This is a genomic window from Cloacibacterium sp., assembly GCF_047601505.1.
Classification (GTDB): Bacteria; Bacteroidota; Bacteroidia; order Flavobacteriales; family Weeksellaceae; genus Cloacibacterium.
In genome coordinates this window covers 1,162,915-1,185,317 of sequence record NZ_JASGJD010000001.1, presented here as the reverse complement: position 1 = coordinate 1,185,317, position 22,403 = coordinate 1,162,915, and the positions used below count along the sequence as shown (strand labels likewise).

16 protein-coding genes and 1 pseudogene are annotated in these 22,403 nt (G+C 32.3%); 7 read left to right on the top strand and 10 right to left on the bottom strand.

Features of this window, described 5'->3' with window-relative positions; all coding sequences use genetic code 11:
• Positions 1 to 77: 77 nt before the first annotated feature.
• The 7 genes and pseudogenes from QM746_RS05635 to QM746_RS05605 form a co-directional block, all read right to left on the bottom strand.
• A pseudogene (locus QM746_RS05635) lies at positions 78 to 681 on the bottom strand (master DNA invertase Mpi family serine-type recombinase).
• 145 nt (positions 682 to 826) lie between these two features.
• A complete protein-coding gene (locus QM746_RS05630; protein ID WP_414983322.1) occupies positions 827 to 3,979 on the bottom strand; it encodes a type I restriction endonuclease subunit R in 3,153 nt (1,050 codons plus the stop codon).
• Positions 3,979 to 5,766, bottom strand: a complete 1,788-nt coding sequence (locus tag QM746_RS05625; protein WP_414983321.1) for a DUF262 domain-containing protein — start codon at positions 5,764 to 5,766, stop codon at positions 3,979 to 3,981. The genes QM746_RS05630 and QM746_RS05625 overlap by 1 nt, the downstream gene beginning before the upstream one ends.
• Positions 5,767 to 5,774: 8 nt before the next feature.
• Positions 5,775 to 6,788 carry a PIN domain-containing protein gene (locus tag QM746_RS05620; RefSeq protein WP_414983320.1) on the bottom strand — a complete coding sequence of 338 codons (1,014 nt, stop codon included), beginning with the start codon at positions 6,786 to 6,788 and terminating at the stop codon, positions 5,775 to 5,777.
• A complete protein-coding gene (locus QM746_RS05615; RefSeq protein WP_414983319.1) occupies positions 6,785 to 8,974 on the bottom strand; it encodes an N-6 DNA methylase in 2,190 nt (729 codons plus the stop codon). The genes QM746_RS05620 and QM746_RS05615 overlap by 4 nt, the downstream gene beginning before the upstream one ends.
• 748 nt (positions 8,975 to 9,722) lie before the next feature.
• A complete protein-coding gene (locus QM746_RS05610; protein ID WP_414983318.1) occupies positions 9,723 to 10,469 on the bottom strand; it encodes a hypothetical protein in 747 nt (248 codons plus the stop codon).
• 64 nt (positions 10,470 to 10,533) lie between these two features.
• Positions 10,534 to 10,686, bottom strand: coding sequence for a hypothetical protein (locus tag QM746_RS05605; RefSeq protein ID WP_414983317.1), 153 nt, complete (start codon positions 10,684 to 10,686; stop codon positions 10,534 to 10,536).
• A 300-nt stretch (positions 10,687 to 10,986) separates the two neighbouring features.
• On the opposite strand from QM746_RS05605, the gene QM746_RS05600 reads away from it, so the two are divergent.
• The 4 genes from QM746_RS05600 to QM746_RS05585 all read left to right on the top strand — a co-directional run bounded on the left by QM746_RS05600 (position 10,987) and on the right by QM746_RS05585 (position 14,534).
• A complete protein-coding gene (locus QM746_RS05600; protein ID WP_414983316.1) occupies positions 10,987 to 11,847 on the top strand; it encodes a GIY-YIG nuclease family protein in 861 nt (286 codons plus the stop codon).
• Between the two features lie 438 nt (positions 11,848 to 12,285).
• On the top strand, positions 12,286 to 12,738 hold the full coding sequence (locus tag QM746_RS05595; RefSeq protein WP_414983315.1) for a hypothetical protein: 453 nt from the start codon (positions 12,286 to 12,288) through the stop codon (positions 12,736 to 12,738).
• Positions 12,739 to 13,007: 269 nt separating this feature from the next.
• The gene (locus tag QM746_RS05590) at positions 13,008 to 13,559 is read left to right on the top strand and encodes a hypothetical protein (RefSeq protein WP_414983314.1); all 552 of its coding nucleotides are present in this window, start codon (positions 13,008 to 13,010) and stop codon (positions 13,557 to 13,559) included.
• Between the two features lie 273 nt (positions 13,560 to 13,832).
• On the top strand, positions 13,833 to 14,534 hold the full coding sequence (locus tag QM746_RS05585) for a hypothetical protein (RefSeq protein ID WP_414983313.1): 702 nt from the start codon (positions 13,833 to 13,835) through the stop codon (positions 14,532 to 14,534).
• Between the two features lie 93 nt (positions 14,535 to 14,627).
• Here QM746_RS05585 and QM746_RS05580 read toward each other — a convergent pair whose 3' ends face one another.
• Complete coding sequence (locus tag QM746_RS05580) at positions 14,628 to 14,882, bottom strand: helix-turn-helix domain-containing protein (protein ID WP_414983312.1); 255 nt, start codon at positions 14,880 to 14,882, stop codon at positions 14,628 to 14,630.
• A 619-nt stretch (positions 14,883 to 15,501) separates the two neighbouring features.
• Here QM746_RS05580 and QM746_RS05575 point away from each other — a divergent pair.
• From QM746_RS05575 to QM746_RS05565, 3 genes are all read left to right on the top strand, one after another.
• The gene (locus QM746_RS05575; protein WP_414983311.1) at positions 15,502 to 16,767 is read left to right on the top strand and encodes a TlpA family protein disulfide reductase; all 1,266 of its coding nucleotides are present in this window, start codon (positions 15,502 to 15,504) and stop codon (positions 16,765 to 16,767) included.
• A 126-nt stretch (positions 16,768 to 16,893) separates the two neighbouring features.
• Positions 16,894 to 20,094 (top strand): SusC/RagA family TonB-linked outer membrane protein, encoded by a 3,201-nt coding sequence (locus QM746_RS05570; RefSeq protein ID WP_414983310.1) that lies wholly within the window; start codon positions 16,894 to 16,896, stop codon positions 20,092 to 20,094.
• Positions 20,095 to 20,109: 15 nt separating this feature from the next.
• Complete coding sequence (locus tag QM746_RS05565; RefSeq protein ID WP_414983309.1) at positions 20,110 to 21,453, top strand: RagB/SusD family nutrient uptake outer membrane protein; 1,344 nt, start codon at positions 20,110 to 20,112, stop codon at positions 21,451 to 21,453.
• Between the two features lie 60 nt (positions 21,454 to 21,513).
• Here QM746_RS05565 and QM746_RS05560 read toward each other — a convergent pair whose 3' ends face one another.
• Both QM746_RS05560 and QM746_RS05555 read right to left on the bottom strand, forming a co-directional pair.
• On the bottom strand, positions 21,514 to 21,711 hold the full coding sequence (locus QM746_RS05560) for a hypothetical protein (RefSeq protein ID WP_414983308.1): 198 nt from the start codon (positions 21,709 to 21,711) through the stop codon (positions 21,514 to 21,516).
• 402 nt (positions 21,712 to 22,113) lie between these two features.
• Positions 22,114 to 22,398 (bottom strand): helix-turn-helix domain-containing protein, encoded by a 285-nt coding sequence (locus QM746_RS05555; protein WP_058879002.1) that lies wholly within the window; start codon positions 22,396 to 22,398, stop codon positions 22,114 to 22,116.
• Between the last annotated feature and the right edge of the window lie 5 nt (positions 22,399 to 22,403).

Genomic DNA, 22,403 nt, shown 5'->3' with positions numbered 1-22,403 from the left:
ACCCAAATCTACTAAATTTTTGTAACAAAACAAGGGTGATTTTTACTTTATTTTGTAACAAAACAAGGGCAATTTTTCTAATAACTTAATTTCTGCCTTTTTACAAAACTACTTACGGTTAATCTGTGAACGCCCAAAATTCTGCCTATAGCGGAATACGAAACTTTTTTATCTAACAATTCTTGAATCTTCTTTTCCTGTCCTGTAAGTTTGGTTCTAGCGGATTTACTTCCTACGGGACGACCGAGAATAACTCCTTCAGCACGCTTTCTTGCTAATGCTTCTTTGGTTCTTTGGGAAATAAGATTTCTTTCAATTTTTGCCGATAAACCAAATGCAAATGCTAAAACTTTAGAATTGATATTATTGCCCAATTCATAGTTTTCTTTTATGGTATAAACCATAATTTATTTTTCCATACAATCGTGGAGAATTTCCTTTATTTGCATAAGATTTCGTCCCATTCTTGATGATTCTGTTACAATTAACTGATCTCCTTTTTTCATCTTATTGAGAAGCTTCCCAAATTTTCTTTGATCCAGTCGTTCCACAGAACTGATTGTTTCTTCTATCCATTTGTTTATCTGAATATCTTTTGAAAATGCAAAATTGGTTAATTTCAAATCTTTGATTTTCTACTGTCTGCTTGTCTGTACTTACTCTAATGTAACCGTAAATCATTTTATTAAATATTATTTTTAAAGATTGTATACTTTAAATGTATAATTATTATAAAAAACATCGATAAAAGCTAGAATAAAAACTAAAAGAATAACTATAATATTATTACAATTAATGGGAGGTTAAAAATAGCATCTTTTGTTATTTAATTATCTCTACTAAAAATATCTGCCAGACTTTCACTTTGCGCAATAACTCTGTCAGCTTCCATTTTAGCTAAATCAGGAGGATAACCATAGCGCATTAATAATTTCTTTACCGTAAGTCTTAATTGTGCTCTTACATCATCACGTTTACTCCAATCAACAGTTGCATTTTTCCTAATCACATCTACAATGGTGTGAATTAATTCTTTCATCTTTTCATCGTCTAAAAATGAAGTAGAATCATTATCTTTTAAAACACTATAAAAAGCATATTCTTCTGGGCTTAGTCCTAACTCTTCAGACTTTGCATCTTCTAGCCTCAATTCTTTGGCTATTTCAGATAATTCTTTCAGTACTTGTGCGGAATCTATTTGGTTATTATGATAGCGTTTTACAACAGACTCTAACATTTCTGAAAATTTCTTTCCTTGTACCAAGTTTCTAGTCTTTCTTATTTTTATTTCGTCACTTAATAGCTTTTTAAGCAATTCAAAAGCAACATTTTTTTGTTGCATATTTTTTACTTCTAACAAAAACTCGTCCGACAGAATACCCACTGATGGCGCTTCTATTCCTGCTGCTTCAAAAATATCAATTACCCCATCACTTGATAAAGCTTCATCCACAATCTGTTTGATAGCAGTTTCTACCTCATAATCCGATTTTACACCATTGCTGCTAAATTTATTAATTCTAGATTTTACCGCTTGGAAAAAAGCTACTTCATCTTTTATAACATCAGCTTCTGTGCTTGGAATTGACAATGCAAAAAATTTAGAAAGCAAACCAATTTCTTTTAAAAATCGATTTTTCAAGGTTTCTGATTCTAAAATAAAATTTTGAGCCCCTAATAATATTTGAAGTTTTTGTGCGGTATCACTTGAAAAATAAGATTTATAATCATACCCTATAAACATTTGCTCTAATACTTCGTGCTTTTCAAGCATTCCTGCAATGGCTTCTTTAATATCTACAATTGGTGTCCCTTCTCCGCCACTTTGCAGATAGGTAGCCATTGCATTTCTTAAATCTTGTCCAATACCAATATAATCTACAATTAAACCACCTGGTTTATCTTTATATACTCTGTTTACTCTTGCAATGGCTTGCATTAGATTAGCACCTTGCATTTTTTTATCAATGTACATTGTGTGCATACTTGGCGCATCAAAACCTGTTAACCACATATCTCTAACAATAACCATTTTTAAGTCATCATTAGGGTCTTTCATACGGATTGCTAAATCCTTGCGTTGTTTTTTTGTGGTATGGTGTGGCTGCAACAATGCGCTATCGTCTGTAGAGCTTGTCATAATTACTTTTAATACCCCTTTATCTAAATCGTTATGATGCCATTCTGGTTTTAATGCTATAATTTCATTATAAAGCATTGCGCAGATGTTTCTTGTCATACAAACAATCATCGCTTTTCCTTCAAAAACTTGCTGTCTTGCTTCAAAGTGTGCAACAATATCTTTAGCAATATCTTTCAAACGGTCTGGATGTCCTACAACTGAGTCTATCGTTGCTAATTTCTTTTTGGCTTTTTCTAGTTGTTCTTCTGTAGCATCAGAAATAGCATTAATGTCTTCATCTATAGAAGCCATTGTAGTTTCATCAATCTTTATTTTGATTAAGCGGGATTCATAACTTATAGGGACTGTAGCACCATCATCTACTGCTTGTTTAATATCATAAACATCAATATATTTTCCAAAAACGGCAGGAGTAGATTTGTCTTCTTTTTCAATAGGTGTTCCTGTGAAACCAATGTAAGAGGCGTTTGGTAAAGCATCCCTTAAATATTTCGCATTGCCATATCTTATTGCTGAACCTTCTTCTGTTTCTACTTCTCTACCTTTAAAACCATACTGACTTCGGTGTGCTTCATCTGCAATGACTACAATATTGGTTCTCTCTGAAAGGGTTTCATAGACATTCCCTGTCTCTGGTGCAAATTTTTGAATGGTGGTAAAAATAACACCACCACCCGAAACTTTTAACAAATCTTTGATGTGCTCTCGGCTTTCTGCCTGTACTGGTTTTTGGCGCAGCAATCCTACACAATTCCCAAACGTTCCGAATAATTGGTCGTCTAAATCATTTCTATCGGTAAGGATTACTAAAGTTGGATTTTCCATTTGCGGATGGGTAATAATCTGACCGCTAAAGAAAACCATTGATAGCGATTTGCCACTCCCTTGGGTATGCCAAACCACCCCTATTTTTCTATCACCATCGGTAGAATGAGTCGCTCTTAAGGTTTGTGCTACTGCTTTTTGCACCGCGTAATACTGGTGATAAGCTGCTACTTTTTTTATTTTAACTTGTGAAATAATGCCTTCAGCATTTTTTACTTCTTCTTGCTCAAATACCGTACAATATCGAATGAGTTTTACCAAAGCATCTTTATTGAGCATATATTTGGTAAGAATTTGCAAATCGGTTTGTAGGGTGTTACTTTGTTTCGCCAGTTCGCTTTCGCTTGTGGCTTCTTTTGGCGCTTTCCAAGCGAGGTATCTGGAAAATGGAGCAGAAACACTAGACACTTTGGCATCTATACCATCAGAAATTACACAAAGTGCATTGTAATAAAAAATACTAGGAACTGCTTTTTTATAATTCTGTATTTGTTTAAACGCTTTTTGCAAAGTCGCTTTTTCATCTGAGGCATTTTTGAGTTCTATGAAAACCAACGGCAAACCATTAATGAACACCACAACATCAAAACGTTTTTCGTTGTTGTTTTCTTTTACTACCAATTGATTAACTACCCAAAAACTATTATTCTCTATATTTTCGGTATCGAGTACGCGAACATTGATGCCTATGGTATTCTCCCCTTTTTGGTATTCTACCGTAACCCCATTGGTAAGATAAGAATGAAAACGCTCGTTGTTTTCCATTATATCTTCTGTACCCAAATTTATTATTTTTTGAAATGCTTCTGCTCTTGCAGATTCTGGGATGGTAGGATTAAGTTTTTTAAGACTTTCTTTGAAATGATTTTCCAGTACTACAGAAGAAAAACTTTCTCTTTGTGGGTTATCACTGTAAGGAGCAATGTCTGCACCGTAATAATAGGTGTAGCCTTGCTGTACAAGTTGCTCAATCAATGACTGTTCTATGGTGTTTTCAGAAATATGATTCATTAAATTAAAATTGGGTTGTGTTCATTCTTTATATTCTCAAAATCTACTTTTAATATTTCAGAAGCTTCAGTAAAAAACCATTTCCATCTATCAATCATAGCTATATCATTCCATAGTTTATTATATTTATTATTTTCATAATCATTAACTATATTTTGTGTAATCATAAAAGCAGTAATCTTCTCATTTTTCTGTTCATACTTGCCTTTTCCTTTGTAAACTCCCATTTTCATTTGAAAAGGACTATTACTCGCTTCTATATTTTTTGAGCCACCAAGTAAAGTTAAATTACCAACACTATTTAACCATTTATTTGCTGTCTCAAGTGAAATATGATTCCATTCAGGATATTTATTATATTTAATTGGTAATATGTGTTCTAAATGTAAATCTTTATCTAGATATATAAATGATAATTTGCTTTCATCAGTTACATTATATTCCATTAAAATAAGTAAAGGCTTAATCCAAGGTTCTTGTGCAACTCTTTCTGAAGTTAAGTAACGTGCTGCTAATTCTAAAATACCATCAGTTTCTAGTTTTTTATTTAATTCATCTTGAATAAAATTCATAGATTTTTTCTCTTTTACCCAACCAATTAAATTAAAAGATGTTTGTTTAATTTGTGATAAAGTTTTACCTGCAATCCAATATAAATAGTAAAAACTTCTAAGTTTTAATTTTAACTCTTCATATTCATTAAAATTAGTATGTAAGGCAGTCATTAAAATACTTTTCCAATACATTGACCATCTTATGTACCAAAACGAAAATAAAACTTTATCTTGTTTATTATAAATCTCATTTAAATAGGTGTTTGCAAATTCTTTAATTTTACCAATTAATTCGTTTGGATCCTTATCTTCAAATGCTGTTTGTAATTCATCATATAAAGATTTTTTTGGATTTTGTCCAAGAGTATAATATTCATAAATAATAAATAAATCATTTAAGCTTAAATCACAATTCTTTATATTTTGTTCCATATCTCTCCAGTCAGAAATGAATTGCTCCTCTTTTAGTTTAGAAACATCTGGATTATCTTTATGTTTTGTATATAACTTTTCTAGCAAAAAACTTTTAATCAAATCTGCTGCTGTTAAATCCATTCCTCTATCATTTAAAACTTGAAATAGTTTTATTGCAAATTCTCGATTCTTACAATCTATTCTAATTAATTTTACATTGTTAAATAAAAAATTTATAAACTTTTCTGACTGTGAAATTCCTAAATCAGTAAGCTTGTTTTTAAAAATAACAGCAGTATTTATAAACTTAAATTTTGGCTCTTCGTCAGTTCTTATTTGGTATTTGAATGGCTTATTAACATTCAATGTATTTCCTTTTAGAATATAAGTTTCAAAATCAGTACTATGTTGAGCATGAGTAAACAGTTTTAATCTATCATATTGTCCAAATTCTGCAATAGAATGTTGAATAGTAAAAGATTTTACAGAAGTTTCATCTGTATCATTTTTATTAAGTTCTGGATATAAATCCCTAATAACACAGAATAAAATCATCAGTGTTGTTAAACGTTGTTGTCCATCAACAACATCTGAATAGGCTGTACTTTCATTATCTCTTGGTTTTGCAGTAATTATTGAACCCAAAAAGTAGTTACTTTCGCCATTTTCATAAGCTTCATAAATATCTTGCCAAAGTAATTCAACCTGTTCATCTTCCCATTTATATGGTCTTTGATATTGAGGTATTTTATATTTGGCATCTGCATTTCCAAATAATTCTTTGATTGATAGACTTGAGGGTTTAAATGGTTCTTCCATGGTATAATTTATTTAAAAATTTCTTCTAAAAAATTTATAGTTTCTTTATTTGTTATAACTCCTTTGCTTGAAATATATAATCGTCCTATAAATTCTTTTATATCATCATCATTTATAATCCAACCAATTTGGTTATTATTATATGTAGCATTTAGTAATTTTTCAATTTCTTCTAATGAAAAATAATTTTGGAAAGACATTAATTCTGATATTAAATAGTGTGTAGTTGCAAAGCTTGGTGATAAAATTAACTTTTCAATGTTTTCTATAAAATCTTTTTTGCTACAAAAGCCTATAATTTCTCCCGAATCCGTCTCAACCACATATTCTTCATCATCCTTTTTTATTAGAAGTACTTTATTATCATTGATATTAATCCAATATTCTTTAATATTATCTTTAGTTATTTCAAAGCCTAGCTCATCTTTCAGTTTTTGAATAAAGTACTCATCAAAAAATTGAGAAACGCTGTATTGTTTAAATTCTTCGTAATCTTTAACGACAATTACATTTGGATTGTCTTTGAATGCTTCTTCTAACCTATTATCTTTTGCGCAAAGAAAAACATATTTATCAGGTATTTCTTGTAAATACTCTAAGACTGAAAAATAAATAAGAGCATCTTTAAAACCTTTATCTGTATCATCTTTTGGCTCAAAAGGTGGCTGTTTGCTAATAGCCAATTCCTTAATTAAAGGTAATACATCATTATTTTTTATATCAATAATCTCAAAAGATATTGTTTCTTCATCAATAAGTTTTTCTATATAAGCATCAATATCAAAAGCTTTGGTTTCTTCTTCATTTATTTCTCTTAGTCTGTGAAAAGGGTTTGAAATAAAACTGTCTTTATTGCTCTTTAATTTTGTTCTTTTCTGTCTTTTAATTTCTTCAACAACAGTCAATGGTATTATAATATCTGCATCCTGTACAAAAAGTTCTAACTCTTTTCTATTGCCTAGAAATTTATTGATTTCTGGATTCCGTAAAGTATTTGTATCAAATATTACTTTTTCTTTCATAAAATAGTCGCTACATTTAAATCATTTTCATTTATTTGAAGTTCCCTTTCTCTTATAAACTCATGGATTTGAGAAGAGTTAGAATATATCCTTTCAAAAATTGGTTTTATTAGTTTGTCAAACTCTTTAAATGTTTTCTCATCTGGTATAACTATTTCGTATTGTCTAAGAATATCTGTTTTTAAATTTGTAAAAACACTACCACTACCTTGCTGTACAAGTTTAGGACGTATGCTTAAAAACAATAAATAGAGATATTCATTTGAAACTTTAGACGAAGGAAAATGCAACCAACCATCGTGTATGCATGTATCAACAGCTAAAAACTTTGGAATTCCAGGAGTTGCACTATTCGAAAGGACTAAATCACCAGCTTTTTTTAAAACTGTTTTATTTAATCCTTCTTTTATTATGCATTCTTTTATTCTAAAAATATAAGGCGAATCAGTAGCTGTAGCATCAGAAATTTTCAGCCATCTATATCCACTTTCTGAAATAAAATCTTGTATTGGTCTAGGAGAACCACCTCTCTTAATATCAATTAAACTACCAATAGTATCAACTTTCCAGCCTTCAGGCAACTTGTCATCAGTTTTATATTTATCAAACCATTCTTTAAAAATAACTTTTGCTGTGTGTTCTAAAATTTCATTTGATGAAAAATTCATATTGTCCCAGTTAATATGTGGAAAATATTGATTCAATTGTTTAGAAATTTTATCATTTAATTCTGCATCTTTATTCGTGAATTCTCTTAAAGTTTTATTGATACAAATTAATTCTGACGTAAAAGAAATATTATCATTATCATACTCTTCCATTCCTACATATCGTCCAGGAGTAAGTATATAACCATGCTTTTCAATTTCTTCTATTGTAGCACTCTTACAATACCCTTTTTGGTTATGATAATTTTCACCTTTTCTCCAATTATGATAAGTTTCTTTTATTTTATCCACATCATCATCTGATAAATCACGATGTACACGGTCTTTCATATATCCCATTTCGCTGGCATCTATAAAAAGAACTTCACGGTTATGGTGATTTTTGTCTCGGCGCATTATCCAAATACACGCCGGTATTCCTGTATTGTAAAACAACTGTTTTGGTAAAGCCACAATACATTCTACCAAATCTGACAAAATCATATTTTTTCTAATCTCGCCCTCACCGGAAGTATTAGAACTGAGAGAACCATTACTGAGAACGGTTGCCATAACCCCTTTTGGTGAAAGGTGATACAACATATGTTGCAGCCAACCATAATTGGCATTTCCATTGGGTGGTACACCATATTTCCAACGCCCGTCTTCCTGCAAAATATCAATACCCCAATCGCTTTGGTTAAAAGGTGGATTGGCAAGAATAAAATCAGCTTTTAAATCTGGGTGAGCATCTTTTAGAAAAGAACCTTCACTGTTCCAAGCTACAAATTTAGAATTGATGTTTCTGATGGCAAGGTTCATTTTAGAGAGTTTCCAAGTGGTTTGGTTGCTTTCTTGTCCGTACACCGTAATATCATTAATTCTACCACGATGTTCTAAAACAAATTTTTCGCTCATTACAAACATACCGCCACTTCCACTGGCAGGGTCATACACTCTGCCTTTGTAGGGTTCTATCATTTCTACCATTAGTTTTACAATGGCTTTTGGGGTATAGAATTGTCCGCCTTTTTTACCCTCTGCATTGGCAAATTCACCTAAAAAATATTCGTAAACTCTACCAAAAAGGTCTTTAGAATTATCATTTTCTGCTTGTAAATCGGTATTAGAAATAAGGTCTATCAATTCGCCAAGGGAAGTTTTATCTAGATTGGCTTTACCATATACTTGAGGGAGTACATTTTTTAGTTCTTTATTCTCCCTTTCAATAGCTTCCATTGCTTCATCTATGGTTTGCCCAATCGTTGGCAGTTTGGCATTGGCGTGAATATGACTCCAACGGGCATCTTTAGGTACAAAGAAAATATTAGCTGCGATGTATTCATCTCTATCTTCAGGGTCAGAATATTCGTCTTTGTCTAGTTCTTCATATTTTTCAGAAAAAGATTCAGAAATATATTTTAAAAAAATCAATCCAAGAACTACGTGCTTGTATTCTGCTGCATCTATATTTTTACGCAGTTTATCCGCAGATTTAAATAGTTTTTGTTCAAAGGTGGATGTATCGGTTTTAGCCATTTAGATTTTCCATTTTATTAAACATCAAAGATAATAAATAGAATTAAGTAAAAGTTATGGAAAAATGTAAAAACAAGTATTGTTTTTTCTACTAATCTAAAATTTAAAAAAAGTTGATGATTTATTTAAATACTTATACAAATCTTTAATTGCTTAAAGAGAATTAACATTGAGCGTTAAAATACAATTTATATTTAATACCAAAAAGCCCCTTTCGCCATTTCCTGTTCTGCTTTGGGGCGTCAATAAACCGAACAAGATTATCAGCCGTTATCTTATCTTCTAAACTACTCAACTGTAGCTGATGGATGGAAATTCCTTGAATATATCACATATATATAAATACGATTTTTATCGCTATAGCTCAAATAAAACGCTATATTTGTTTACCAGTTTGTGATGTTTTTTCACAGTCTGTTATTATCTGCAATAGTACCAAAACTTGTCATAAAATTTGGCATCTGGTATTGGTGAGATTTCATACTTTAGCCATACAGTAGATATGCTTTAGCTATAGAGTAGATTTTAGGATGATATCGTTCTAAATTAAACCAAAACATTGATACTGAAATTCTCAGCTAAAGTTGCGTTTTTTAATTAATTATGCTCCGAAGTTACAAACTTCGGAGAGCAGGGGAAGTTTTGAATTGAAGTTTTAAGGTGATTGAAAAATTTGAAAGTTACTTTGAATATTTTTACTTAAATGCTCCGAAGTTTGTAACTTCGGAGAGCAGGGGGGGGGGGGCGGTTAGGAAATAAAGTTTAATTTATTTTCAAATTCTTTTACAGAATTAATTATCGAATTAACATATTCTTCACGTGAAGCTTTACCTCTTTGAGAAGGATGCCATACATCTAAAAATATTTTTCCTTCTTTAAAATAAACATTAATTATATCTGATTTAGATAATTCTTTTACTTTATGTTTTTCTTCAATTTTTAATAATTTTTTATAGTATTCATTGAAAGTATTTCCAAAAATCAAAACATTAGGATTAAGTAATTCAATTTGTTGTTTTATAATATTTTCAAATTTGTCAAATCCAGTTTTAATATTTTCTTGAAGTGAAAAAGTGCCAGTCTCTGAAAAATTTTTATTTGAATTTATTATTGAAATTTCTTGAATTACATCACACATGTCTCTATTTTCCCTTATATACGACATTTCACTCCATGTTTTAAAACTATTTAAAATACCATATGAAACATATATAATTGGTTGCCATGTATTTCTGGCAACATCTTTAAACCATACATCATATAAATCTTCATCATTTTTAATATTTTCATCAGTTAAAGTAAAAACATCTCGATATTTCCAAGAATGTTCTTCGTCTGAATAAGGTTCTTTTAAAAACCAAGTAATTCTTAATTTGTTATTTAGAAATTTTTCGTTGTCAATAGCACCATCAACAACTGTATAAGCCAAATTAAAAATTTCATTTTCAATTTGGTTTAGTTTTTTGATTACTTCTTTAAAGTTCATTTTTTTCATAATTATTAATTTCTTACAAATTTAAACTTTAAAACCCAATTTTGTTAGTGTTTTTATCTTCTTTTCACTTTTCATATTTACAGAATTCTAGCGCTTGCTGAAAAGTAGTTTCAGAATTGGTTAATAGTACATTTATCATACATTTTATGGCAATATTTTCCATTTCTCCACCAGAAAAAGGAAATCGTTGTGGCAAGCTCATGTGCTTCTTTTTCATTTAAAAATGGGAGTTTACTTTTCCAAATTTCGGTAGCTTTTTTAAGCATTATGGGTTTATAGTAAAAAGTTTTTAAAGATATTGAAGAGACTTCTAGAAAGGTCTTTTTTTTTGTGAAAACAGGTTGTTTTTTTATTAAATTTACAAAACAAAAAAAACGAACGCTGAGCTAACTCAAAAAGTATTTTTGCAAAATTTTCCCATGGAAGCAAGGCTTCCTGTGAAAACTTCGCAAAGCCGCCGAGTCGTTAGCAGTCAGGCTACAACGACCGAACTTAAAACGAAAACTGACAATAAAAAATGGCGAAATTTAGTTGGGATATTATTCAAAAACAATCAGACGAAATTTTATCGTGTGGACTTAACAAATTGAAAACTCAACCGTTTTGCGACACTTCGACAGTAAGTGAAAAAGGTTTTGGAAATTACCTAATATCGCTTGACAAAGTTCCGTTTTATGTTGGAGAAGGTAAAGAACTTATTAAAAGACTTAAACAACAATTCAAGCCAACAACATCAACTTTTTACAAGAATTTTGAGAAACTAAACTCTACAAATCAACTTGCAAAATCTACGACAATTGACAAATTTAAAATTCAATTTATTTCGACAAATATTGGACGAAAAGAAGTAGAAGAATTTGGAATTGTAAACTTGCCAACAAAACTTAACGGCTTCCAACTTGACAAACGTAAAAAGTTTGCGATTGCTGACCAGAAAGGACTTTGGAATGCCGTTCAAGAAAATTATTTACAACTTTTAGAAGAAGGGGAAATTAAAATCCTAAAATCGAATTTTACTTCTTGGTTTGAAACAAAAATTTTTAGTTCGGCTGGACTTTATCTTGTGAAAGACAAATCAAATAAACTAATTTATATCGGAGAAAGTTCTGACATTGGCGAACGTATAAAAACTCATAGCGGAAGAACTTATTTTTCTGCACTTCGAAGACACATCGGAACAGACATTTTAGGTTTCGAACTACAAGAAATTAAAGGCAAAAAACGATATTTTAGCGAAACAGAAGACAGAAAAGTAACTGAATATTTAAAAACGTGTAAAGTGACACTTTTTCCGGTTGCATTTGGACGATATGAATTGGAAGAATATTTAATTAAAAAACACAGACCATTATTAAACCGAAAAGACAACAAAGATTAACAACAAGCCCGAACCGCTAACGGTAGCTGTTGCACAACTCCTCTTTTTAGAAAATAATCATTAAAAAAGTATAAAATTTGACCTCTTTAGAAGCAATTTTAGAGAGGTTTATTTTTTAGCGATTTAGAAATTTGAAATTTACTTTGACCATTTTTATTATCACGCTCCGAAGTTTTTAACTTCGGATAGCAAGGAGCAAGGGCAAAACTATAATCCATCTACACAATACCTGTTCCTTGACGAAAAAAGAAAAATCGGAATCATTAAAAGAATTAAAAAACAAATCACTAAATTTGACGTTAGTCAGAATTAAAAAAAACACTTGCTAACAAAAAGCATTTCAGGAATATAATACAGAAAATAAAAATTTCACTTCACATATTTCTGACACCTTAATATATGTTCCAAGTTAAACAAAAAGAAAAATAGTATCAAAACATGACTTACCCTATTGAAACTAAATTTGACTTAGATGAAATCTGTGATGAAATTTTACGATATTTATATTGGAGAAGATATGATGATAATGAAGTTGACCTAGACCAAGCACAAATTGAATTACCTTTTCCATTTGAGCCTTTTGAAATAGCAACACAAAAATTAAATTTAAACGGATACATTGAGCTAAATCCTACAAATAGTCTGTTAGGAAAAATAACACAAAAGGGAACTGTATTTGTTAGAACAACATCGTTTGTGGAAGAAACAAACAATAATAATAAAGCTAATCTAAAAGAGAATCTACAAAACATAAAATCTATTTTGGAAGTATTATTTGGACTTATAACTATTTGCTTAACGATTTATAGCATATACATTACAAATAAAGTTTCAGAACTTGAAAATAAATTAGAATCAATTGCAGTAAAACAAAATACAATAAACAAATAACAACTACCGATAATTTTTTCGTTTTGTCCTTAGGATACAAGATAGCCCTTCGACTTCGCACAGGGTTCAGCTTTTGAGGTATCAATAGACTAGCCGTTAATCTACTCAACTGTAGCTGATGGAGGGAGATTTCTTGAATATGTCGCATACATAAAAATACGATTTTTATCGCTATAGCTCAAATAAAACGCTATATTTGTTTACCAGATTGGAAGTTTTTTCACAGTCTGACGTTGTATGACATTTTAAAACAAAAACACCGTTAAAAAATGAAACAAATATTTCTTTTACTATTCTTTCCAATAATTTTATTTGCTCAAAATTCAGAAGAATACAAAGTTTATTCACAATTTTTACAAGACAAAAATTTTGACTCAAAAAAAACTATAGTTCTGAAAAAAGAAACTAAAATTTTGTCTGATGAAAAACTTAAAGAATTAAAATATGAAAATCTAAAAAAGACGTTTTTAAAATCTTTAGAAAAAGAAACTTTTGATGACTTCATAAAAATAAATAAAACGGATAGCAATCTGGATTCAATTTTTAAAAATGATAAAAAAGTTGTAATTATAAATGAAAATGAAATCCACGAAATTTTTAAAGATATTAATACTGGTTGGAATTTTTTTTATAAAAAATTTCCAAATTCTATTGGACTTTTAAGATTGTCGAGAATTGGGTTCAACAAATCTAAAACACAAGCGTTTTTTTATTATGATAAAACTTCCGGAATGTTAACGGGTTCTGGAAATTATATTCTGTTTGAAAAACAAAATGGAAAATGGACTTTAAAAAGTTCATATATGAACTGGATTTCTTAAAAAAAAACGTCGTAAAATATCTAAATTTTCGTTTTGTCCTTAGGATACAAGATAGCCCTTCGACTTCGCTCAGGGTTCAGCTTTTGGAGTATCAATAGACTAGACGTTAAACTACTCAATCTGTAGCAGATGGCGGGGGATTCCTTGAAAACGCTGCATACATAAAAATACGATTTTTCTCGCTATAGCTTAAATAAAACGCTATATTTGTTTACCAGATTTAGAGCATGTCGTTAGGCGTAATGCTATCAAAACCCTCGTAAACATTAAATTATGGAACACAAAAATGAAATCATTCCAATTGAAGAAAACAGATTGTATTTTTTATTTAAAAGAGGAAAAGAAGAACACATAAAAGCATTATATGAAAAAGGAGAAATTTATATAAGTCACATTGATTATATTAGAAATTGTGATGAAAATGAAGATCGTTCCGATAAAAACGACGGAATAAATTACAGAAATTTTTTTGGAGAGGCTACAATAAAAATGTGTGATGTCGAAGATGATATTGAAAAAAATGGATTCACCTTAAAAACAGATAACCTTGTTCTTAAACAGGATAATGAAGTTAAAGGAAATATTTACTGCTTAACAGGAATTTATTCCGACGACTTAATGAATGACAGATCGGATATCAGGCATAAAACCCAATCATTCGGAGATAGTTTGATTTTAATTTACAAACCAAGAATATTTTTAGAAAGAATTTTTTCTGAGCTTCAAAAATTAGGATTTAAAAATTACAAAGCAAATAAAGTTTCATATTATGGAGATGACTATTCTGGAAAAGTTGATTTCTTCAGAAAGCATGAAAAGTTTAAAACTCAAAAAGAATATAGAATATTCATACCAAATGAAAAAAATGAACCAATAAAATTGAACATTGGAAGTTTAGAGGATATTGCAAAAATGAATACAGGAGTGCTAAAATTAACTTACACTGATGAAAAAGAACAATTAATATATCTCTAAAAGCAATAAGCCTAATAACTAAATTTTCACTTTGTCAGAAGGACACGAGATGTAATTGCTTTTCAGTAGTTATCTAGTTTCCATCAAAAGTAATTACTTATCAAGATTAGTATAATAATCTTCAAAATCAAATAAAATATCAAACAATTCTTTTGGATGAACTCTTAGACCTTTTGCTAATTCTTGTATGGTTGATATTCTTAAATCAACTTCCCCTTTCTCAATTTTGCTGATATTGCTATGGTCAACATCACATTTTTGGGCTAATTCTCTATAACTTAGTCCAAGTATTTTTCTATATTTTTCAACATTCTTACCAAATGCTAATCGAAATTCAATTTTATCCATTAAAATTAGTAATGACTAAGCAATTTGGGGAGTTTTTAATAAAAATTTGTAGTTGAATAAGCCTACATTCAAATATATTTTGTATATTTGTAAAATAAGTTACAATAGATGTAACTTTGCGATACTTCAAAGAAATATTAGAAGCTATTGCTTAGAATCTTGTACTAGAAAACTGGTAATTTTAAAGCAACAAGATGATAAGCTTGAAGCTCACGACCTAGGCGTGGGCTCTCTTATCTGTTGCACGGTATACCAGTACCTCTAGTTCGGATATTGTAGAGTCCCATGCCGTTTTCTTTTTATGCTGCCCGCTAAATCTACATTTTTCTAAGCTGCTTTTCAAAATATAGTATCAAATAGACGGATACAATGGCAGCGCACCATTGCGGCTTTCGGGCTTACACGGGAAAATACATTCAACATTCATATCAAATTTTATTATTGACCTTTAGGAAAGGGAGATGTAATATAATGTCTCCCAACCTAAGGTGAGAAGTTAAAAAAAAGAAAAAGCCCTTTCTGCGAAAGTTTGGCGACCGCACAGAAAGAGCAAAGACTGTAATTAACTTTAATTAAAAACGTATTCAAAAATATGAAAAATATTTTTTGCAGGGGATTTATGCCCCTAGCTTTTACCCTTGTGGCAGCTGCTACCAGCTTTGCCCAGAACAAATCCCTAAAAATAGGAGAAAATCTCCCCGAAAATGTTTGGTCAACTCCTTTGCAATTGGTGAACCATCCCCAGAAAACCATCACCCTCAATCAGGACAAAGACAAATTGATTTTATTAGATTTTTGGGCGACATGGTGCAGCAGTTGTTTGCTCAACTTTCCTAAAATGGAAGAACTCCAAAAACAATTTGGCGATAAAATAAAAATACTAGCCGTAACCGACCAAAGTCGTGTTGTTCTAGAAAAGTTCTTTGCTTCCACCAATGGGAAACGTTACGATAAAATCATTTCCGTAGCAGATGACAAAATGTTTCATCAGCTCTTTCCACACAAAGGAGTTCCTTATATCGTGTGGATAAAAGACGGAAAACTACTCAATACTACAGATTCGGACCAGGTAACCGCAACTGCGATTTCTGAAATTATCGAAAACAAACAATCTTCATTACAGACAGTTGTCCAAATCGATAAAACCCGACCACTGTTGCTTTCTGAAAACTATGATACCGAAAAGAATACCGAACTGCAATCCTACGCCTTTCTTTCCAAAGGCAGAATAAGGGCTTTAGATTATGGGACATGGTTTCACAGGGATAAGGGCAAGACCTATGGCAGACAATTCACAAATAAATCTCTAATGGAAATCTATAGTTCAATAGGCTATGAACTTTTTGAGCAGAAAGGAGATGTTTTGAGTGTAAAACGTTTTATAAATACGGTTAAAAACCCGAGTGACATAGATTTCAATACCAACATCGCCAACAAAGAAACCGATGCCAAATTATACAGTATCGATTTTATTGTTCCCAAAATCCAATCCGATTCTTTGTACAGCAAAATGCTCAGTTTTATTAATGAAAACACACCTTATACCGTAAGTTTAGAAAAAAGAGTAACACAATGCCTCGTACTCAAACGCACTTCTGAAAAAGATAAAATTGCAACAAAAGGTGGAATCTTGATTGATAGTTTTCTAAAAACACCTTCAGTAATGCAAAATGCTACTTTGGCTTATATGATTTCAGCACTCAATGCCAATAACAATACTACTTCTTTTCCCGTCATTGATGAAACGGGATATAAGGGAAATGTGGATTTACGCTTTTCCAACGTGAAAGACCTTAAAACACTTCAAAAAGAATTAGCTCAATATGACCTCGCACTAGAGCAAACAGAACGTCCAATTCTTATGCTGGTAATAAAAGATAAGTAAAAAGTTGGCTTCGTGAACTTCGTTCGCAGACCTTCGGTCTGTGCTCAGCCACCATTTCGTGACCTTATGTCTGTGCTCAGCTATCTTAAAATGAAAAAATTAAAAATTAAAATCTAAATATTTGCTATGAAAAAACTCTATTTACCTGTATTGCTGTGTTGTGCAGTTCCTTTGATGGCACAACAAAGCCTTTCGGGATATGTAATAACAGAAGGAAATTCTATTCCCCTAAAGGGAGCTATAGTCACCATTCAACCTTCAAAAACGGTTGTCTTGACCGATGAAAAAGGCTTCTTTAATTTTCAAACGAAAGAAAAATATGTAACGCTCAGCGTTTCTTATAAAGACTATGACACTAAGATTTTTGAAGTGGCTTTACCCCTGAAAAGTCCTTTGAATATAGTAATGTCTTCAAAAGTAAAAGAAATACAAGAAATTGTACTCTCTAATGGCTACCAAAAAATTCCGAAAGAAAGAGCAACAGGTTCTTTCTCCTCAGCAGATGACAAACTTTTGCAGCAGCAAGTAACCACCAACATCATGGACAGGCTTACCGCCATTATGAGTGGATTAACGTATAGCACAGGATTGAGTGATAGCGGACAGCTGATGGTAAGAGGACTGAGCACCTTGCAAGGTCCTAAAAACCCTTTGATTATTTTGGATAATTTCCCTTATGAAGGAGATCTCAGCCGTATCAACCCCAATATGGTAGAAAGTATTACCGTACTGAAAGATGCTGCCGCATCCAGCATTTGGGGAGCAAGAGCCGCCAATGGCGTAATAGTGATTACCACCAAAAACTCAAAATTCAATCAGCCCTTTTCATTAGAATTTACCGCAAATACCACCCTAAGTTCAAAACCCGACCTAGGTTATAGCCGACAAATGAGAAGCACAGATTTTATAGATGTAGAAATGGAGCTTTTTAAGAAAGGATATTATGACAGTGATATCAATTCGCCCAATCATCCAGTGCTTACCCCAGTAGTAGATTTATTGAATAAAGAAAAGCAAGGAGCTATCTCTCATGATGATGCCATGAGGCAGATAGACCGTCTGCGTACTATAGATGTGCGAGACCAATACAAGAAATATATGTACCGTCCATTAGAAAATAAGCAATATGCACTCAATTTATCGGGAGGTTCGCCTCAATTCGCATGGACTTCGTTTATTGGGTATGATGATAATATCGGAAACCTTGAAGAAAAATACCAAAGACTAAATACCCGATTTCAAACTACATGGAGTCCATTTGAAAAGCTAACCATAACCACAGGAGTTTTCTTTACCAATACCCATTCTAAAAGTGGACGTAGCGCATACAATTCTGTAACCATGAAAGGGAACTGGAAAATTCCTTATCTGGAATTTGCAGATGAACAAGGCAATCCTTTGGTAGTAAATTCAAATTTTAACCAGAATTATAAAAATAGCCTGCAAGGGAGTGGCCTTTTAGATTGGAATTATTATCCGCTTACCGATTGGCAACACAATGTATCTAAGAATGACACCAATGAAATCATCATCAATACTGGGATTAATTACAAACTGTTTAAAGGATTGGAAGCAGATGTAAAATATCAGTATCAAAGACTTAACGGACAGAGTTCTACCTTGTATGATGAAGAAAGCTATAATGGCAGGAATCTAATCAACAGCTTTGCACAACGAAATCAAGATGGAAGCATCAAATTCATTATTCCCAAAGGAGGCATTCTGACCAAAGGAAATACCCAAACCTCTATAAACAACCTAAGAGGACAGCTCAATTATAACAAAGTCTTTGGGAGACACAGTATCTCTGCATTAGCAGGAGGAGAAATAAGAAAAACAGTTACAGAATATGAGAATAACCGCTATTATGGTTACAATTCTTATGATAGGTCGGTAGGTGCTGTAGATTATACCCACCAATATCCCAATTTCGTGACTGGTGAAAATAGCTTTATCGATAAAAATATTTCGATGCGAAAAACCCAGCTTAATTTCTTATCCTTTTTTGCCAATGCTGCCTATACCTTTGATAAGAAGTATGTAGTTTCTGGGAGCATGAGAAGGGATGCCAGTAATCTTTTCGGACTTACCACCAATGACCAATGGAATCCTTTTTGGTCAGCAGGTCTGGCGTGGAATCTGTCCAATGAAAAATTCTATCACGTAAGATGGCTTCCTAATATTAAGCTGAGAGGTTCTTATGGTTTCAATGGGAATATAGACCCTGCGATGGTTGCAGTAACTACCATTGCGTATGACCCCGAAGTTTCTGTATATACAGGAGAACCCGTGGCTAGAATAGACCAGTATTTTAATCCCCAATTGCGATGGGAAATGATGAGAATGATTAATGTAGGCATTGATTTTGCTACGAAGAACAACCGTATTTCAGGCTCTGTTGAATTTTACAATAAAAAAGGAAGCAACCTGTTTGGGCAGGCACCTATCGACTATACTACCGGAGTTACCACCATGCTCTGGAATGTGGCTGGGATGAAAGGCAACGGAATAGATGTGGTGCTGAATACGAAGAATATTGACAAAGCTTTCAAATGGAACAGCATTGTTAATTTCAGTACCTATAAAGATAAAGTTACCGATTATTATCTCCCAACTACTTTTGCCAGTGATTTTGTTGCCCAATCAGGTAATACCGCCCCCATATCAGGAATTATCGGGTTGCCTGTTTATTCTGTATTTGCCTATAAATGGGCAGGTCTAGACCCCGAAACAGGAGCTCCACGAGGTTACCTGAATGGAGAAATCAGTCAGCAATATTCAGAAATCACCTCCTCAGATAGAGGAATTGAAGATTTACAATATTTTGGTTCTGCCATCCCTACCAGTTTTGGTTCTTTTATCAATTCATTTAGTTATAAGCAAATGAGTCTGGATGTAGGCATCACCTATAAATTCGGGTATTGGTTCAGAAGAAGCTCTATCAACTATACCAATCTTATCAGCAGTAGAGATGGTCATAGCGATTACGAAAACAGATGGCAGAAACCGGGTGACGAATTGATTACCAATGTTCCTGCAAACCCTTATACCGCTAACTCTGCAAGAGATGCATTCTATAACGGTTCGTCGGTACTGGTGGAAAAGGGAGACCATATTCGCTTGCAATATATTAATGTAGGCTATCAATTTAACCATTCACAATTAAAAAGTATTGGTATGAAAAGCTTGCACCTGTACTGCTCTGTAAGCAATCTTGGAATCCTCTGGAAAGCCAATAAAGCGGGAATAGACCCCGATTATAACTGGGGAACTTATTCCTTAAAACCTGTCACTACGTATTCACTAGGGCTTCGCGCTCAATTTTAAAATATACCTTGAATTATGAATAATAAAATAATACTATTAGTTGGACTCGCATTTTTGTTTTTAAATGTGGGATGTTCAGATTTTTTGGATGAAAAATCAGATACAAAGTTGGTAGTTCCGGAAACGCTACAGGATAACCAAGCTCTATTAGACCGAATAGCCAATTTGTTGGGTAGTAATAGCATCAGCGGACAAATCTCTTCGGACGAAATTTATATTACCGACAGCGATTATAACGGTATAAGCTACGAAGCAGATAAACGCCTATATATTTGGCAGCCTAATTTAGTAGCAAGAGCCACAGGTAACGATTGGGGAAGTTGCTATTTTAGAATCAATATTTGCAATACTGTTCTCAACAATCTTGAACAATATGAAATTAACAATGCAGAGAATGTAAAAGGTCAGGCTTTGGCCATTAGAGCTTCTATCTATCTGGAAGCCGCACAAATTTGGTGTGTAGCATTCAACAAAGATACCGCTAATACCGATTTAGGATTACCCCTTCGTTTAAATCCTGATGTTAACCAAAAGTCTGTAAGAGCAACTCTAGAACAAACCTACAACCAAATACTAGAAGATTTACATACCGCAATTTCCCTTTTACCCGAAAAGCAGATAGCGGTAGCCAGAGCTTCAAAAGCCACAGCTTTAGGACTTTTGGCTAGAACGTATTTGTATATGAGAGATTATTCTAATGCTTTGAAGTATGCCAATGAAGCATTGGGAATTAATGGACAACTGTTGGATTTTAATACACTTACTGTTACAAGTTCTTATCCGATAAAAGAAATGAATATAGAAGTGCTATTGCCTACTACAATTGCTTATTCTCCAATTTTGTCGAGTAATATGGCAAAAATTCCACCTACTTTATATCAGTCTTATGACAATAATGATCTGAGGAAAACTGCATTCTTCAGGAGCAACACCAGTGGACAAATTTTGTTTAAAGGAAACTATTCGGGTACATCACAGCGTTCATCCGTACTGGCTAAAGATGAGTTGTATTTAATTGCAGCAGAAAGTTATGCCCAACTCAATGATATCAACAATGCGATGTTGAAATTAAATGAACTTTTAGTGAAAAGATGGAAAGCAGGAACTTTCGTTCCTTTTTCAGCAATTACAAAAGAAGAAGCTTTACAAATCATCAAAGAGGAAAGACGAAAAGAACTTTTATTCAGAGGGCTTCGATGGGCAGACATTAAACGCTACAATCGTGATGGTGATGCCATTACCCTCACAAGAACGATAGGCGGAGAAGCTTATAACTTACCTCCCAATGACCCAAGATATGCCATTGCCATTCCTGAAGATATTATCAAACAAACAGGGATGCCTCAGAATCCAAGATAAAAATTAAAAAAATAGGGTGGAATAAAAATTCCACCCTTACATTTTCAAAGCAAATGAAGCTTATGGTTCTAACTTTCTCTGAATAGAGATGTCTAATACCTGAGCATTGGTTTTAGTGCCTAGCACTGAGCTAAGAGTGTTTCCATCTGGTACAACTACTTTACATGGTCTTTCTCCTGAAGTTACACATCCTGTGCTTCCAGATTCATTAGTTGTCCAATTATTTACATTGTGAAATGCTGGATTTGATTGTGCCATAATATTTGAACTAAAGGTGAGTAATGTGATTACTGGTAAGACGATGTCTTATAAAAATATACGTTTCATACTATTTATTTTAATTGTTGTTTTTGATGAAACAAAGATACCGTGTATGGATAGTATGAATAAAGATTGAAAAGTCGATAAAAATTGTACTTTTTTTCCTTTTGATGTGTTTTTGTTAAATTTTAATCTAATTATTAATGAAAATCAATTTTCTTAAACCAGCTTAAGTTTTTTGAGATTGATAAAACGAAACTTTGGAACAAAAAAAATGCTCCGTAAGGAGTAGCAACTGTGTATTAAATAGTTAGGGATAAAGAAACAGAACTCCTTAGGAGTTCAATCTGAAGATAACTCGTAAATATCAAATTTTCCTTGTTTCATAATAGTAGATGTTTATTTAAGTAATTCTAAATCCTGCAATTTTCTGCCAAACTCGTCATCAGCAGCTAATTTCAGAAAATCGTTTTGCAATCCCAGAACTCTTAAAACATTAAAATAAGCTCCCAAAGAAACACTTGCATCACCTTTTTCAATCAAATACAATGTGGAACGAGCAATTCCCGCTCTTTCAGAAACCTGAACAGCAGTGAGTTTTCTACGTTTTCTTGCGAGCTTAATATTTTCTCCCATTTGCCCTAATAGTTGATTGAATTTTGGGAGGATTACCTGTTGTTTCATTACAA

Bases quoted from the DNA above. Each gene is read 5' to 3' on its own strand.
- QM746_RS05630 (WP_414983322.1), bottom strand. From the start codon at position 3,979: ATGAATCATATTTCTGAAAACACCATAGAACAGTCATTGATTGAGCAA.
- QM746_RS05625 (WP_414983321.1), bottom strand. From the start codon at position 5,766: ATGGAAGAACCATTTAAACCCTCAAGTCTATCAATCAAAGAATTATTT.
- QM746_RS05620 (WP_414983320.1), bottom strand. From the start codon at position 6,788: ATGAAAGAAAAAGTAATATTTGATACAAATACTTTACGGAATCCAGAA.
- QM746_RS05615 (WP_414983319.1), bottom strand. From the start codon at position 8,974: ATGGCTAAAACCGATACATCCACCTTTGAACAAAAACTATTTAAATCT.
- QM746_RS05610 (WP_414983318.1), bottom strand. From the start codon at position 10,469: ATGAAAAAAATGAACTTTAAAGAAGTAATCAAAAAACTAAACCAAATT.
- QM746_RS05605 (WP_414983317.1), bottom strand. From the start codon at position 10,686: ATGAAAAAGAAGCACATGAGCTTGCCACAACGATTTCCTTTTTCTGGT.
- QM746_RS05600 (WP_414983316.1), top strand. From the start codon at position 10,987: ATGGCGAAATTTAGTTGGGATATTATTCAAAAACAATCAGACGAAATT.
- QM746_RS05595 (WP_414983315.1), top strand. From the start codon at position 12,286: ATGACTTACCCTATTGAAACTAAATTTGACTTAGATGAAATCTGTGAT.
- QM746_RS05590 (WP_414983314.1), top strand. From the start codon at position 13,008: ATGAAACAAATATTTCTTTTACTATTCTTTCCAATAATTTTATTTGCT.
- QM746_RS05585 (WP_414983313.1), top strand. From the start codon at position 13,833: ATGGAACACAAAAATGAAATCATTCCAATTGAAGAAAACAGATTGTAT.
- QM746_RS05580 (WP_414983312.1), bottom strand. From the start codon at position 14,882: ATGGATAAAATTGAATTTCGATTAGCATTTGGTAAGAATGTTGAAAAA.
- QM746_RS05575 (WP_414983311.1), top strand. From the start codon at position 15,502: ATGCCCCTAGCTTTTACCCTTGTGGCAGCTGCTACCAGCTTTGCCCAG.
- QM746_RS05570 (WP_414983310.1), top strand. From the start codon at position 16,894: ATGAAAAAACTCTATTTACCTGTATTGCTGTGTTGTGCAGTTCCTTTG.
- QM746_RS05565 (WP_414983309.1), top strand. From the start codon at position 20,110: ATGAATAATAAAATAATACTATTAGTTGGACTCGCATTTTTGTTTTTA.
- QM746_RS05560 (WP_414983308.1), bottom strand. From the start codon at position 21,711: ATGGCACAATCAAATCCAGCATTTCACAATGTAAATAATTGGACAACT.
- QM746_RS05555 (WP_058879002.1), bottom strand. From the start codon at position 22,398: ATGAAACAACAGGTAATCCTCCCAAAATTCAATCAACTATTAGGGCAA.